Source organism: Actinomyces sp. HPA0247, assembly GCA_000411415.1.
Lineage (GTDB): Bacteria > Actinomycetota > Actinomycetes > Actinomycetales > Actinomycetaceae > Pauljensenia.
Window position 1 is genome coordinate 488,820 of the sequence record KE150451.1, and the last position, 15,276, is coordinate 504,095.

A 15,276-nucleotide genomic window follows, 5' to 3' on the forward strand; every position below is an offset into this window, starting at 1 on the left:
ACAGAGTAGCATCAAACACTTGACACCCCGAGGTAAGATAACGTTTGGACGGGAGCTCACCGCCCCACGTGTGACAGAACCGCCTCCACAAGAACCGGGTTCAAGTGCACCCACGCCACCGCCAGCTCTGCTTCGCAGAGCAGCCCAGCTCACTCCCCGTCAGCCACCCCGCCACCGTACTTCGCACGCTCCGTGAGGACGCGCTCGACGACGCGCGGCAGACGGGTGGGGGTGTCGCGGTGGCGGCTCATGGTGAGGAACAGGCGGATGCGAGTCAGGGGCGAGACGCGCACGGATTCAGGCCAGCGCGCGGCCACGTACTGCACGGCGTCGGCGACCTCGAGGCGCCGCGTCGAGTTGCCGACGCGCACCCACAGCTCGGCCTCGCCCTTGCCCTTGGGGCCTTTGAGATACACGGGGCGCGTGGACGGCGGGATCGTCACCCGGCACACCTCCTGGCGCTCGTAGCCCTCCTGGGGGTCCGAGGCCTCGGCAAAGTCGAGGAGGGGCAGCGCAGCCGCGTTGGTGCCCAGGCGCTGGCCCCACAGGTCGCGGATCCACAGCTCGAAGCGGTCGGCGTCCGGGGTCTTGAGAGTCGCGTAGTCGGGGCCCAGCCCAATGAGGCGACCGTCGTCGTCCACGCCGATGAGGAGGGTGCCGCCGCCGGAGTTCATGAATGCGGCGACGGTCTTCGCGATGACGGTTTCCATGGCGTCGTCGCGCTTGCCGGCGCGCATGTTCCAGCGAGCGCTCGATTTGAATTCGAGGGAGTCGGATTCGCCGCGCTTGGCGACCTCGGCGATGGGCTCGAGGCCGGGGCGCGGGTGCAGATAGGCAACGATCAGGGAGACGATAACGACCACGATGGCGGCAACCAGAGCGGCCACGCCGAGCATCGCGGGGCGCCACATGTCGGAAGAGGAGAAGATCCAGCCTGCGACCAGCAGGCCGCCCCACAGGCCGCCGAGGCCGGTGAGGGTCGCCGAGGCCGTGGACATCGTCATGCGCGAGGCCAGGAGGCGGCGCACGACCACGCCGATCACCCAGGCGATCACGAGCAACAGGACCTGAATGCCAATCCAGCGCAGCAGGTCGGGATTCTGGGGCGTGGCGCTAAACTGCGGTCCTCCAGCGGTCATAAGCGCTCCTCACAGACAAGTCGGCGGCGGGATCGGATGCAACAACCCTATCCCACCGCCGACTACCCCTCAGCGCATCACGCCATCAGCGCAAGGACGTGTGCTTCTCGATCGAGCGGGAGGCCCACACACCCAGGATAAGGGCGAACAGGGGCACGAGGACATAGGAGCCGATGCCGATGACGTTCGGATAGCCGTCGGTTCCCATCGTTGCCCGGTACGAGGTCCACATAATCTCTGTGGAGAAGTGGCCATCAGTTGTGACGGACAGCGGGAGGAAGAACGTGCCAACCGTGGAAAGCACCTGGTTCACAATGTACAGCAGGACGAAACCGATGATGGGTGCGCCGAAGCCGAGGTGGTTGAAGCGTCCTTCCGCGCCGATCGTCATGGCGGCGCAGGCCCACACGACCCACGACATTGCAAGGATGAGCTGCGCGGCGATCATGACGACCACGGTGAAGGTGGGCATTCCGGCCACGACGGAACGCGGTCCGGCCGTGTAATCGGCGAGGCTGATGCCGTCGCTCCACGCGGCGGCCGACGCGACGGCAAGGATTCCGCCGACGGCCAGGGCGAGGGCCAGGAGGCACTCCATCATGATGCGGGTGTTCTTCGCCCAGAAGACGACCTTTCCGGAAATCGGCAGGCTCATCGTGAAGTAGCCGCGCTGCCCGTAGAGGGTCTTCCAGTAGTCGGCCAGGGCCGCGATCGCGCAGGCGACCGGCGTGAGCGCACACAGGGCGTAGGCGAGCACCGCGGTGGAGCCGCTGATCCCCGGCAGCCCCGCGGCGACGATTCCCGCAGCAACCGCGATAACAGCGATGAACGCCCCGAAGGAACGCCCGTCCGTCACGGCGCGCGACCGGATTTCGTAAGCAAGCAGTTTGGCGTACATCAGCGGTACTCCTTCCGGAAGATGGCGTCGAGGGAATCGCCGTGGGCGGCCCGCAGGTCGTCGGCGTCGCCCTGCAGGAGGACCTGTCCGTCCTTCATGAAGATCGCGTAGTCGACGAAGTGTTCGATGTCGGAGATGAGGTGGGTGGACATGATGAGCAGCGAGGCGGGGTCGAATTCGCGCAGGATGCCATCGAGGATGACGTCGCGCGTCGCCGGGTCGACGCCGCTGATGGGTTCGTCGAGCAGGTAGACGCGGGCGCGCCGGGACATGATGAGGCTGATCTGGAGCTTCTCCCCCATGCCCTTGCTCATCTGGCCGAGGCGGCGGTCGGTGGGCAGTCCGAAGAAGTCGACCATGGAGGCCGCCTTGTCGGCGTCGAAGTCGGCGAAGAACGTGGAGTAGACGCGGATCGCGTCCGCGGCGGTCCAGTCGGTGTTCAGGAAGTCGGCGTCGGGCAGGTAGGAGACGATCGCCTTGGTGGCGACGCCGGGCGCATGCCCGTCGATGGTGACGGTGCCCTCGTAGTCGGAGAGGACTCCGGCGAGAATCTTGAGCAGCGTGGTCTTGCCGCAGCCGTTGGGGCCCATGAGGCCCACGATGTGTCCGGATTCGAGGCTCAGGTTGTAGTCGCGCAGGGCTGGGGTCGAGCGGTAGTTCTTCGTCAGGCCGGTGACCTCAACGAGGCCGGGGCCGGCTGCGCTCGCGCCCGTGGGTTGGGTGGTCATGAGAGTGTGTCCTCCTGGGTTACAGGTCCGCGTTCCAGCGTTCATCGACGAGGCCGTGGGCACCTTCGCGCTCAACACCGAGGGCTCGGCAGGCGCGAATGAAGGCGTCGGCCGCTGTGCGTGCATCCTCCTGGCGGAGGGTGCGCAGCGCGGAGTCGTCGGTGGCGACGTATCGTCCGGCCGTCCGCTTAGGGACGGTGAGTCCCTCGTCGTCAAGGGCGGCGAGGGCTCGCTGGACGGTATTGGGGTTGGTGCCGGCCTCGATGGCGAGGTCGCGGACGGAGGGGATCTTCTGACCGGGCTTCCACGTGCCGTCGGTGATACGGGCGCGGAAGCTGTCGGCCAGCTGGATCCAGATGGGGCGGGTGTCATCGATGCGCATCGACGCGTCCCTCCTGTCTTTCTGTATTAATACACTAATACAATGACACAGATACACAACTGTGTCAACCCACTAATACAGTTGGCTCGCAGAGCGATACAACCACATGTCTTCACACAACAAGGGAGGCCCGGAACCATGCGGTTCCGGGCCTCCCCTACGCGATTGCGTCAGTCGATCGGCTCACCCTCGATGTGCCAGACCTCGCGAGCGTAGTCGGAGATCGTGCGGTCCGAGGAGAAGCGACCCGAGCGGGAGATGTTCGCCCACACGCGCTTATTCCAGGCCTTCTGGTCGCGGTAATCGGCGGCCATGCGATCCTTGGTCTCGCGGTAGGAGGCGAAGTCGCCCAGGACGTAGTACACGTCGGCCGGGTCGTAGCCGCCCTCGAGGATCGAGTGGCGGATGTCGTGGAACCAGCCGGAGTTGGAGTCGTCGAGCGTGCCGTCGGTCAGGGCGTCGATGACGCGCTTGAGGCCGGGGACGTTCTCGTAGTGCCAACGGGGGTCGTAGTGGCGACGCAGCTCGGGCAGCTCATCGTCGGTTGCGCCGAAGATGTATGCGTTGTCCGCACCCACGGCCTCGAGAATCTCAACGTTCGCACCATCCAGCGTGCCCAGGGTCAGGGCGCCGTTCATCATGAACTTCATGTTGGACGTGCCCGAGGCCTCCTTGCCGGCCATCGAGATCTGCTCGGAGACGTCGGCGGCGGGGATGATGTGCTCGGCGGGCGAGACGTTGTAGTTGTGGACGAAGACGACCTTGATGCGGCCGTTGATGTCCTCGTCGTTGTTCACCAGCTCCGCGATGGCGTTGATGAGCTTGATGATGGCCTTGGCGCGGATGTAGCCGGGGGCGGCCTTCGCACCGAAGATGAACACGCGGTTGGGGGTGTCCAGCGTCGGGTCGTCCTTCATGCGGAAGTACAGGTCCAGGACGTAGAAGGCGTTGAGCAGCTGACGCTTGTACTCGTGCAGACGCTTGATCTGGACGTCGAAGATCGAGTCGGGATCGATCTCGACACCCTCGCGCTCCTTGACCCACGCGGCGAAGTCGACCTTGTTGGCGTGCTTGATCTCGCCTAGGCGCTTGAGCACATCGTCGGTGCCAGCCTCGGTGAAGTCAGAGAGCACGGTGAGGTCGCGGACCCACGCGTCGGAACCGGTGACCTCGTCGAGGAGGGCGGCCAGGCGAGGGTTGCACTGCTTGAGCCAGCGACGCGGGGTCACGCCGTTGGTCTTGTTGTTGAAGCGCTCGGGCCAAATCGCGTACCACTCCTTGAGGGTGTCGCGCTTGATGATCTCCGTGTGGAGGGCGGCGACGCCGTTGATGGAGTAGGACGCGTAGCAGGCGATCCAGGCCATGCGCACGGTGTTGCCGGCGACGGGGGCCATGTAGTCGATGGTGCCCTGGTCGAGGCCACGCTCAGCCATGTCGATGCGGAAGCGACGGTCGATCTCGCGGACAATCTCGGCGATACGCGGGAACAGGCGGTCGAAGATGTGGATGTCCCAGGTCTCGAGGGCCTCGGCCAGAACCGTGTGGTTCGTGTAGGCGAAGGTCTTGGAGACGACCGCCCAGGCCTCTTCCCAGCCGAGGCCATGCTCATCCATGAGGATGCGCATGAGCTCGGGGATGGCGAGGACCGGGTGGGTATCGTTGAGCTGAACGGCGTTGTACTCGGCGAAGCCGTTCAGGTCGGTGCCGTGGTGGCGCACGTAGTTCTCGACGATCTCCTGCAGGGAGGCCGAGCAGAAGAAGTACTGCTGACGCACGCGCAGGACCTTGCCCTCGAACGTGGTGTCGTTGGGGTACAGGACACGGGAGATGTCCATGGTGCGCTCACGGTCGACGATGGCGTCGGTGAAGCGCTGGGAGTTGAAGGCGTCGTAGTCGAATTCCTCGATGGGCTCGGCCTTCCACAGGCGCAGGGTGCCCACGTTCTTGGTGCCGTAGCCGGTGATCGCGATGTCGTAGGGGACGGCGCGCACGGTCAGGTCGGCGTAGGAGACGATGCGGGAGCGCTCTTCGCGGCGGGTGACGAAGGGGTAGCCCTCCTCCATCCACGGGTCGGGATGCTCGGTCTGGAAGCCGTTGTCGAAGAGCTGCTTGAACAGGCCGTAGCGGTACAGGATGCCGTAGCCGCGCACGGGCAGGTCGAGGGTGGCGCAGGAGTCGAGGAAGCAGGCGGCGAGGCGGCCGAGGCCACCGTTACCGAGAGCGGCATCCGGCTCTTCTTCGAGGACCTGACCGAGGTCGAGGCCGTAGGCGGCGAGGGCTTCGCGAGCCTTCTCGACGAGGCCGAGGTTCGACAGGTTGTTGAGCAGGGCTCGACCCATGAGGAACTCGGCGGAGAAGTAGTGTTCCTGACGGCCCTTGGCGTAACGCTCCGTGGTGGCAGCCCAGTTATCCGCGATCTGATCGACGATTGCGGCGGACAGGCCCTGCCACACCTCCATCAGGGTCGAATCTTCAACGGGGCGTCCAGAGGTCGCACGCACATGAGAGGGCAGCGACTGCGTCAGATCCAGCGTCATACGATTTCCTTTTTTGTAACTGCGCCATGCCCACCGCGAGCGGCGAGCGCCCCGGGTCGGGGCTGGCCTCAACTCTAGAGGGTAGCGATTGCGCAGCTCAATTCCCTGCTCTGACACAGCTCTGGGAGAAACCCCACCCCCACCTACGTGACGGAATACACCCACATGAGCGCACCCATGACCAAAGGCCCAGATTGGCACCAATTTGTCGACCCGAAACAAACCCCACCAGCACGAAGACGGGCCGGATTCATTCAATGACTTTTCGCAAACGTAGGACACGGTCAACATTCATCCACTAAGGTTCTCTTGTAACCAATGCTGACCGAACTAACAATAGACCGAACGGCCAGTACTCTTTGGACTGAACAAGCATCAACACGAGGACAACGATGAAACCAATGCATAGGTTGACCATTTCAACAGCCCTGAGCGCCGCCGTTGCGACGGCCCTGATCGCAGGCCCGGCCATGGCCGCGACCTCTCACGATAACCAGCCCCCGAGCCCCGGCACCGCCAACGGCGACAAGTCCACCTCGTGCCGCGCCGACTGGACCGCCGCCGCGATCCTCGACACGGACATCCTGGCCCACCACCCCGATCTGGTGAACCCCGCCGACATCACCCTTAACGCCGACGGCACCGTCAACAAGATCGCCACCGGCTCGAACAACGGCTACACCTCGAAGATCTCGACCAATTTCAACACCGAGACCTACAAGGCTCCGGGCATGTTCGAGGCCAACCACTGGATCGCCGGTTCCACCCAGAACTGGCGCTTCCCCGTGGCCACGAAGAACAAGCTGGTCGCCGGCACGACGATCACCGTCGACCTGCCCGACGACATGGCCGACACTAAGTTCATCGGCAAGCTCGAGACCCGCGCGGGCCTCAACGCGTACATGCAGGCCTGGGGCCCTCGCGAAGCCGAGTACACGTGGAACGACGGCGACTTCACCGCCACCCTGACGGACGCCGCGAAGAACATCTGGACCATCACGCTGAACAAGGGCCTCGATGCCAACACCGGCACGATCTTCCAGTTCACGGGCACCTTCCCCGAGGGCGCCGAGTCCTCGACCGCGTCCGCCAAACTGGTGGGCACCCAGTTCCCGGCCGACGGCCAGGTCTGCGGCGACCTGCCCACCCCCGAGACGCCCAAGCTCACCCCGTGCCAGGTCACGACCGTGGACCGCACCGTGTGGAGCCCCTACTCGCGCGACATCAACGAGCGTTCCAAGTACTCGGGCTCCTGGGGTTCCGAGGAACCCAAGTGGGGCGAGGCCAACGCTGACGGCTGGTTCACTTCCCGCGGCGAGGCGAAGGTCGGCGACTCGCGCACCCTGCGCCTGTACGGCGCAACGCACAAGGACATCACCAACGCGACGCTGACGATCAAGGCCGTCCAGGGCCTGAAGTTCGACGCCTCCACGATCAACACGATTTCCAACCCCGGCGCCGGCGCGCTCCAGGGTAACGGCTTCACGAACACCGTCGAGGGCCTGGGCGACATCAAGGTCAGCGAGGACGGCAAGACCATCACCGTCACGATCGCCCACATGCCTGCAAACTCGAGCTTCTCCTTCAACATCAACGGCACCCTGACCGGCGAGACCCTCGAGGGCTCCCCGATCCTGGCCCCGATCGTCCTGCACAACTGGCTGACCGGCACGGACAGCGAGTGCACGGTTCCCACCGAGGAACCCAGCACCCCGGCACCGTCGGATTCCCCGACGCCCGAGGCGACGACCCCGGCTCCTGCCCCGTCCGCGACCCCGAGCGGCAACCTCGCTCGCACGGGTGCGGATACCCCGATGCTGGCTGGAGCCGCCATCATGGCGGGCCTGGCAGGCCTGGGAGCCCTGGCTCTGCGCCGCCGTCAGCGCTAAGCACTAGCCCCTGCGAGGGAGCGCCCCTGCGGGGGCACTTCCCGCAGGGGCGCATCAACAGGAAAGTGGCACCGCTCTTGATGAGTGGTGCCACTTCCCATCACCGGTTCATCATGAGGGCTCAATTCATGGTGACTTTCGGTAGTTCCATTGTGCATGTGATGCACGCATCAAATCAAGGCGAAACGATGATTTTTCGGTGCAAATTCGCGGTTTTTAACTGCACGTTCGTGCACAACTATCGCGCGATCTGCGCAAACTAGACAAAACGCGGGCCCGCTCGAAACGAGCGGGCCCGCGGTGCTTGTCAGGCGAGGACGCCTCAGTGACGCTTGCGAGCGACCACGAGAGTCACGCCACCAGCCAGAGCGATGACGCCAGCGCCAGCGGCGATCGAAGCGGCGGAACCGGTGTTCGCCAGGGTCGGGGCAGCCCCACCCTGGGCGCCGGACGAAGCCGGGGCGTTCGTGTTGCGGATGCCGCCACGAGCGGAAACGGGGGCCGGGCCATTGCCGGTCGCGATCTGGCCGCGGGTGGACACGCCAGCGTTGCCGACGGGGCCGGAGGCCGCGCCTGCGCCACCCTGATCGGCGACGGGGGCGGGAGCCGAAGAATCATCGGCGGGGGTCGGGGTCTCAGCGGAACCACCGGTGTTGTTATCGCCCGGGGTCGAGGGCTCGGGGGCCGGCTCCTCGGTGACCGGGGCCGAGGGCTCGGGGGCCGGATCCTCGGCGGCCGGGGCCGAGGGCTCGGGGGCGGGGGCCTCGGTAGCCGGGGCCGAGGGCTCGGGGGCGGTGGGGGTCTCGGCGGCGAAAGCGACACCAGCCGAGGCAGCGATCAGGCCGAGCGCCGCGGTCGCGGCGAGCAGAGACGAGGTCGTCTTCTTCATTGTTACTCCTGGTACGGATGTGGTGAGGGATGAATGCGTGACCCTGACCAGTTCGGGCCGTGTCGTGTCACGGCGTTCTCCTCCACCCTACAACACTTCCTGACCGATACGCACAGATTTTCGCAAATCACCCCTCGGCGCGTCGCACGTCACCATAACGAGCCAGTCTGACGAGCATGGATCGAACAACAAATGCCCAGGTCAGCCCAGGTGTGCAGCCGCGATGAACTGGAAGATTCCCTCCATGATGAGCTGCGTCGCAATGGCTGCCAGCAGCAGACCAGAGATCTTTGTCAGCAGCATGATGCCGCCGGGGCCCAGGAACCGGGAGACCACCAGGGAAAAGCGCATCGTCAGCCACATGACGACATGGGCCAGGACCACGGCGACAATGACCGCAATCCACGAGCCGACGTTTGTGCCGGCCTGCCCGACGGCCACCATGACCGCAACGATCGAGCCGGGCCCCGCCAGGAGCGGCGTCCCCAGCGGCACGAGCGCGACGTTCACGCCCTCGTCCCCCGTATCGGGCGTCGAGGAGTCGGTGCCCATGAGGAGTTCCATGGCGACCAGGAAGAGCAGGACGCCGCCCGAGAGCTGGAGCGCCTCCATCGAGATGTGGAGGAGGCGAAGGATCTGCCCGCCGAGGATCGCGAACGTCAGGATGACACCGAAGGAGACCAGCGTGGCCTGGATGGCGGCACGACGCTGCTTCGGCTGCGTAAAGCGCGAGGTAAGCCCCAGGAAGATCGGGACGGTGCCGACGGGGTCCATAATGACCGTCAGCGTCGCGAAGGCGGTCGCGAAGAGGGTGACGTCGAAGAGACTCACGGCTCGACCACCTCGATGCAGCCCTGCGCGACGACCTCGGCGATGACCTGCGGGTCCGTCGTATTTTCGCCGATGCGATTCGGTTTGCCCGTCCCGTGGTAGTCGGAGGAGCCGAACATCGCCAGGCCCATCTCCCGGGCCATGCGCTCGACGTCGGCGCGGTCCTCGGGCGCGTGGTCGCGGTGGTCGCGCTCGATGCCAAAGAGGCCGGCCTGTGCCATCTCGGCGATAACAGCCTCGGGCAGCAGGCGCTGGCGCTTGCGAGCGCGGGGGTGGGCCAGGACGGGCACTCCCCCGGCCTCGCGCACGCAGCGCACGGCCTCGACCGGGTCGGGCGCCCAGTGGTGCACGTAGTGCGGACCTGACGGGTGCAGGGCCTTGACGAAAGCGGCACTGCGGTCGGGGAAGGCACCGGCGGCGACGAGCGCGTCGGCGATGTGCGGACGCCCCACGGGCCCGCCCTCGGGTGCGAAGGAAAGGACATCCTCCCACGTGATCGGGTAGTCCGCGCTCAGGTTCTCCACCATGCGCAGGGCGCGCGTTTCGCGATCCTCGCGAGTCCGGCGGAAATTATCGACGAGGCCGGGGCTGGCCGGGTCGAAAAGGTAGGCCAGCAGGTGCACGGTGATCCCCGAGGACGAACACGACATCTCGGCACCCCGGATGAGGCTCACGCCGGTGCTCGCGACAGCTGCTGCGGCCTCGTCCCATCCGGTCGTCGTATCGTGATCGGTCAGCGCGATGGCGTCCAGCCCGGCCTGCGCGGCGATTGCCAGGAGCTGGGCGGGCGTATCCGTCCCATCGGAATACGCGCTATGAGTATGGGGGTCAATTCGCTTCACCATTTGAGATTACCCCATTAATCCCATCACACAACCGCGTACACGAAAGGCCGCCGCGAGCGCCTCACAGCCTCGTCAAAATACCGGTTTTTGCCCGATCTTGACCGTATTTTTTGCACGTTCTCTCACCGCGTCCCACACGATGGTGACCACCGGCTCACCTGCAGCGGTCAGCTGCCGACTGTAGGAAACTGACATCAGACGGCCGTTTGGCCTCCCTCAACACCGATTGGAGTACATGCGTGTCTGACAAGGATCAGACCCAGGTGTCCACCGCGACCGACGCGGGAGATGCCGGGTACAACAAGGCTCTGAAAAACCGACACATCCAGATGATCGCCATCGGCGGCTCGATTGGCACCGGCCTGTTCCTGGGTGCGGGCGGCCGTCTGGCCCAGGGTGGCCCCGCGCTGGCCTTCGCCTACGCGGTGTGTGGCGTCTTCGCGTTCCTGATGGTCCGCGCCCTCGGCGAGCTAGCGGTGCGCCGCCCCTCCTCGGGCGCGTTCGTGTCCTACGCCCGCGAGTTCCTGGGCGAGAAGGGCGCGTTCATCACCGGCTGGTTCTTCTTCCTGGACTGGGCCGTTACCGTCATGGCTGACATCACCGCGGTGGCGCTCTACATGCACTACTGGACAATGTTCCAGGGCGTCCCGCAGTGGGTCATCGCCCTCGTCGCGCTGGCCCTCGTGTTCGTCCTGAACATGCTCAGCGTCAAGGCCTTTGGCGAGGCTGAGTTCTGGTTCGCGATGATCAAGGTCGCCACGATCCTTATCTTCATGGCTGTCGCCATCTGGGCGATCATCACGCAGGCGCACGTCGGCGATTACAGCGCGGGCGTCCACAACATCTCCGAGTCCGGCGGCTGGTTCCCCGAGGGCCTGGCCCCCGTCTTTGCCCTGACGCTCGGCGTCGTCTTCGCCTTCGGCGGCACCGAGATGGTGGGCGTCGCGGCCGGCGAGGCCAAGGATGCTGCCAAGATCCTGCCCAAGGCCATCAACTCGATGGTCATCCGCATTTTCTTCTTCTACGTTGGCTCCGTCGTCCTCTTCGCCCTGGCGCTGCCCTACAACGCCTACTCGTCGAACGAGTCCCCGTTCACGACGTTCTTCTCCGGCCTGGGCGTGCCCCACGCGGGCGACATCATTCAGGTGGTCGTCCTGACCGCCGCCCTCTCCTCGCTCAACGCCGGCCTGTACGCGACCGGCCGCACGCTGCGTTCGATGGCGCTCGTGGGCGAAGGCCCGCGCTTCGCGTCACGTCTGAACAAGAACCACGTGCCCTACGGCGGCATCATCATCACCGCGTCGCTCGGCCTGCTGGGCGTTCTGCTCAACGCTTTCGTTCCGGAGAACGCCTTCAACATCGTCATGGACCTGGCGGGCATCGGCATCGCCGGTACGTGGGCGATGATCCTCATCTCGCACCTGGCGTTCCTGCGCAAGGTTAAGCGCGGCGAGGCGGAGCGTCCGCAGTTCCGTATGCCTGGCGCCCCCTACACCAACTACCTGGCGCTCCTGTTCTTCGCTGTCGTCGTGGCCTCGAATGTGACCTCCGAGTCTGGCCGTTGGACCCTCGCACTCTTCGGTGTGGTCGTCGTCCTGATGGTCGCCGGCTGGTACTTCGTGCGCGGGCGCGTCGGCAACCTGACTGACGAGGCCGCCGCCTCGCTCCAGGGTGACGAGACCCTGGTGTCGGGCGACTGATCGAACGAAAGGACTGACCGTGCGTCTTCACGTCACGTATGCCGGTGGAACCATCGGCATGGTCGATTCCCCGGAGGGTCTGCGCCCCGGCGCTGACCTGCAGGGTTGGTTTGGTTCCCAGCTGGAGGGCATCGAGCTGGCGTCGAACATTTCGATGTCGACGCTGGACCCGCTCATCGATTCCTCGGAGGCCACCCCTGAGGACTGGCAGGCCATTATCGACGACATTAACGCGCACGCCGACGAAGCAGACGCCTTCTTGGTCCTGCACGGCACGGACACGATGGCCTATTCGGCCGCTGCCCTGTCCTACGCGCTGGCGAGCATGGGTAAGCCCGTCGTCCTGACCGGCTCCCAGTACCCCCTCGGCGTCGTCGGCTCGGACGCGTCGGCGAACGTCACGGGTGCGCTGCGGGCGGCGATTTCACGCCACGCTCGCGGGGTCATGCTGTTCTTCGGCCACAAGCTCCTGGCGGGCAACCGCGCCACGAAGACCTCGTCGTGGGCCTTCCGTGGCTTCGAGTCGCCCTCCGTGTCCCCCATGGCGCGCACGGGCGCCCCGTGGCGCTGGTACGGCGCTCCCCATCCGGGTACCGGCTGGCAGGATCCCAGCCCGTACACGCGCCAGGACGTCGCCGTCATCGACGTGGTTCCCGGCATGAGCGCTGCGCGCCTGCGCGCGATGACGACGCCCCACCCGGACGCTGTCATCCTGCGCACCTTCGGCGTGGGTAACATCCCCGCGTCCGAGCCGGGCCTCGTGGACGTCCTGACCGAGCTCGCCAACGCGGATGTGCCGATCATCGTCGCTTCCCAGTGCTACCAGTCCGAGGTCATGCTGGGCCACTACGAGGCCGGCGACGCCTTGGCGCGCCTCGGCGCGATCGGCGCGCACGACATGACGCTCGAAGCCCTCTACGCCAAGACCGTCTTCCTGCTCTCGCAGGGCAAGCGCGGCGCGGACTTCAAGCGATGGATGGACCTGTCCATCGCGGGAGAACTCACCCTCCAGGACTGATCTTCTCCCACCCGACCTGCCCCGGCCTCGTCCCAGTGTCCACCGCATGACCTGGGAACGAGGCCGGGGTTTGTCATGACCATCGGCTCCTCCCCCGGGAGGAAGCGGCCGTAGAATAGTGGCCATGAGTGAAGAAGCCTCCCAGTCCATGGCCGACCGCGGCCAAAACCGATCCCGCCAACCCCAGTCCTCCGCATTCCGCGACTTCATTGGCACCGGGTGGGGGCCTCGCCCCTCCGAGATGCCCGAGCGCGAACGTGTCGCCGACTTCCTGACTGACCGCGCCCTCAAGGCCGGTGCTCCCTTCCCGGGCGAGCGCCTCGTCGTGCCTGCGGGCCCCTACAAGGTCCGCTCGAACGACTGCGACTACCGTTTCCGCGCGCACTCCGCGTTCGCGCACCTGTCTGGCCTGGGCGGCGAGAAGGAGCCGGACACCGTCCTGGTGCTGGAGCCAAACGAGGATGGCACGCACACTCCCCTGCTCTTCTTTAAGCCCCGCGCGTCGCGTTCCTCCAAGGAGTTCTACGCGGATCCGCGCTACGGCGAATTCTGGGTGGGCGCGCGCCCCTCGCTCGAAGAGGTCAGCGCGCAGACCGGCCTGGAGACCCGCCACATCGACACGCTGCGCGACGTGCTGGCCAAGGACGCCGGGACCGTGCAGCTGCGCGTCGTGCGCGGCGTCGATGCGAACGTCGAGGCCATGGTGAACGAGGTGCGCGCCCAGGCCTCCCTGCCCGCGGGCGAGGATGCGCGCAAGGAGGACGAGGCCCTCGAAGAGCATCTCTCGGAGATCCGCCTTATCAAGGACGCCTTCGAGCTCGAGGAGATGATCCGCGCGGTCGAGGTCACCAAGGCCGGTTTCGAGGACATCATCCGCGTCCTGCCGCGCGCTGTGGGCCACCGCCGCGGCGAGCGCGTCATCGAGGGTGCTTTCGCTGCCAACGCCCGCGAGGAGGGCAACGGTCTGGGGTATGAGACCATCGCGGCCTCCGGTAACCACGCGAACACCCTGCACTGGATCGACAACGACGGCGAGGTGCGCGACGGCGACCTCGTCCTGGTTGACGCCGGCGTCGAGGTCGACTCCCTCTACACGGCCGACATCACGCGTACGCTGCCCGTCAACGGCCGCTTCACCGAGGTGCAGGCGCGCGTCTATCAGGCCGTCCTCGACGCCTGCGAGGCCGCCCTGGCGCGCGCAAACGAGCCGGGCTGCCGCTTCAAGGACGTGCACGACGCCGCCATGAAAGTCATCGCCGCCCGCCTGTATGAGTGGGGCATCCTGCCCGTCACACCGGAAGAGTCTCTGGCCACCACCGGCCAGCAGCACCGCCGCTGGATGCCGCACGGCACCAGCCACCACCTGGGCCTGGACGTGCACGACTGCGCGAAGGCTCGCGCCGAGCTCTACCAGGGCGCGCTGCTGGAGCCGGGCATGGTCTTCACGATCGAGCCGGGCCTGTACTTCCGCGCCGACGACCTGCTGATCCCCGAGGAGTACCGGGGCATCGGCGTGCGTATCGAGGACGACGTCGTGGTGAACGCCGACGGCACCGTCACGCGTATCTCCGAGGACATCCCGCGCACGATCGCGGACGTGGAGGAGTGGATCGCCTCGGTTCAGTCCCGCTGATTTAGGCGCGTAGACGCTGAGGTTACGCCTCGGTCTGGTCCTCTCGGGACGAGGCCGGGGCGTCCTCGTGTTCGGCGGGCGCGGTCTCGGGGGTGGTCACCGCGGGCGCTGGCGACTCGGGCGCGGCGGACGTGGCCACGACCTCGTGCGCATCGGTGTCGGGCGAGCCCCCGGGCACCTCACCGTCCTTGGTCGCCGCGCCGAAGCGGGGGCGACCGTCGGGGAAGAAGCCGACGGAATCCTTCTTCTGACGCTGCTCCTCCGTGCGCTGGCGGACGACGCGCGCGCGGTTGCCGGGGGTGCGCTGCAGGATCTGATAGGCGCGGTCGATGTCGGCCGAGGCCAGGACCGCGTAGCGCTGCGCGACAACCTGCTGGGAGGACACGAGGTCGCGGCTGCGTCCGCGAATGATGAAGGACAGAGCGGACAGAGCCATGCCGATCAGGGCACCGACGATGATGCCGCCAGCGACCCACGTTCCCGTGCCGCCCGCGCTCTGACCAGCGGACATGAGCATGCCGCCCAGGGCTCCCCACAGCGCGCCGCTCGACGCGCCAGAAATCGACGCGCGAGCGATCGTCAGGCGTCCTGTCACCCGCTCCACGAGGTGCAGGTCCGTTCCCACGATCGTGATCGAAGAGACGTCAAATCCGCTGTCCGACAGGAAATCAACGGCCGCACGCGCCTGGGCGTAGGTCTGGTAGGAAGCCACCTCCGTGCCCGTGGGCATCTGCGGGTCCATCACGACAGCCATACTCTCTCTCCTTCGTCACGGCCTCGGTGGCAT

13 protein-coding genes are annotated in these 15,276 nt (G+C 66.2%); 4 read left to right on the forward strand and 9 right to left on the reverse strand.

Features of this window, described 5'->3' with window-relative positions; all coding sequences use genetic code 11:
* Window positions 1-149: 149 nt before the first annotated feature.
* From HMPREF1478_RS07205 to HMPREF1478_RS07225, 5 genes are all read right to left on the reverse strand, one after another.
* The gene (locus HMPREF1478_RS07205) at window positions 150-1,139 is read right to left on the reverse strand and encodes an AlbA family DNA-binding domain-containing protein (RefSeq protein ID WP_016461424.1); all 990 of its coding nucleotides are present in this window, start codon (window positions 1,137-1,139) and stop codon (window positions 150-152) included.
* Window positions 1,140-1,224: 85 nt separating this feature from the next.
* Window positions 1,225-2,037: a hypothetical protein gene (locus tag HMPREF1478_RS07210; protein WP_016461425.1), complete on the reverse strand. Its 813-nt coding sequence runs from the start codon at window positions 2,035-2,037 to the stop codon at window positions 1,225-1,227.
* A complete protein-coding gene (locus HMPREF1478_RS07215) occupies window positions 2,037-2,765 on the reverse strand; it encodes an ABC transporter ATP-binding protein (RefSeq protein WP_016461426.1) in 729 nt (242 codons plus the stop codon). The genes HMPREF1478_RS07210 and HMPREF1478_RS07215 overlap by 1 nt, the downstream gene beginning before the upstream one ends.
* Before the next feature lie 19 nt (window positions 2,766-2,784).
* Window positions 2,785-3,147: a GntR family transcriptional regulator gene (locus tag HMPREF1478_RS07220; protein ID WP_016461427.1), complete on the reverse strand. Its 363-nt coding sequence runs from the start codon at window positions 3,145-3,147 to the stop codon at window positions 2,785-2,787.
* Between the two features lie 170 nt (window positions 3,148-3,317).
* Window positions 3,318-5,684 (reverse strand): glycogen/starch/alpha-glucan phosphorylase, encoded by a 2,367-nt coding sequence (locus HMPREF1478_RS07225; protein ID WP_016461428.1) that lies wholly within the window; start codon window positions 5,682-5,684, stop codon window positions 3,318-3,320.
* Window positions 5,685-6,085: 401 nt separating this feature from the next.
* On the opposite strand from HMPREF1478_RS07225, the gene HMPREF1478_RS07230 reads away from it, so the two are divergent.
* Complete coding sequence (locus tag HMPREF1478_RS07230) at window positions 6,086-7,573, forward strand: hypothetical protein (protein ID WP_232207447.1); 1,488 nt, start codon at window positions 6,086-6,088, stop codon at window positions 7,571-7,573.
* A gap of 322 nt (window positions 7,574-7,895) precedes the next feature.
* On the opposite strand, the gene HMPREF1478_RS07235 is transcribed toward HMPREF1478_RS07230, so the two are convergent.
* From HMPREF1478_RS07235 to HMPREF1478_RS07245, 3 genes are all read right to left on the reverse strand, one after another.
* Window positions 7,896-8,462: an LPXTG cell wall anchor domain-containing protein gene (locus HMPREF1478_RS07235; RefSeq protein WP_016461431.1), complete on the reverse strand. Its 567-nt coding sequence runs from the start codon at window positions 8,460-8,462 to the stop codon at window positions 7,896-7,898.
* A 201-nt stretch (window positions 8,463-8,663) separates the two neighbouring features.
* Window positions 8,664-9,293: a MarC family protein gene (locus HMPREF1478_RS07240; RefSeq protein ID WP_016461432.1), complete on the reverse strand. Its 630-nt coding sequence runs from the start codon at window positions 9,291-9,293 to the stop codon at window positions 8,664-8,666.
* A complete protein-coding gene (locus tag HMPREF1478_RS07245) occupies window positions 9,290-10,138 on the reverse strand; it encodes a PHP domain-containing protein (RefSeq protein ID WP_016461433.1) in 849 nt (282 codons plus the stop codon). The genes HMPREF1478_RS07240 and HMPREF1478_RS07245 overlap by 4 nt, the downstream gene beginning before the upstream one ends.
* 239 nt (window positions 10,139-10,377) lie before the next feature.
* On the opposite strand from HMPREF1478_RS07245, the gene HMPREF1478_RS07250 reads away from it, so the two are divergent.
* The 3 genes from HMPREF1478_RS07250 to HMPREF1478_RS07260 all read left to right on the forward strand — a co-directional run bounded on the left by HMPREF1478_RS07250 (window position 10,378) and on the right by HMPREF1478_RS07260 (window position 14,489).
* A complete protein-coding gene (locus HMPREF1478_RS07250) occupies window positions 10,378-11,838 on the forward strand; it encodes an amino acid permease (RefSeq protein ID WP_016461434.1) in 1,461 nt (486 codons plus the stop codon).
* Between the two features lie 19 nt (window positions 11,839-11,857).
* Complete coding sequence (locus tag HMPREF1478_RS07255) at window positions 11,858-12,856, forward strand: asparaginase (RefSeq protein ID WP_016461435.1); 999 nt, start codon at window positions 11,858-11,860, stop codon at window positions 12,854-12,856.
* Between the two features lie 124 nt (window positions 12,857-12,980).
* Window positions 12,981-14,489: an aminopeptidase P family protein gene (locus tag HMPREF1478_RS07260; RefSeq protein ID WP_016461436.1), complete on the forward strand. Its 1,509-nt coding sequence runs from the start codon at window positions 12,981-12,983 to the stop codon at window positions 14,487-14,489.
* 22 nt (window positions 14,490-14,511) lie between these two features.
* On the opposite strand, the gene HMPREF1478_RS07265 is transcribed toward HMPREF1478_RS07260, so the two are convergent.
* Entirely contained in the window at window positions 14,512-15,243 is a 732-nt protein-coding gene (locus HMPREF1478_RS07265; RefSeq protein ID WP_016461437.1) for a YflT domain-containing protein, read from the reverse strand.
* Window positions 15,244-15,276: the final 33 nt, after the last annotated feature.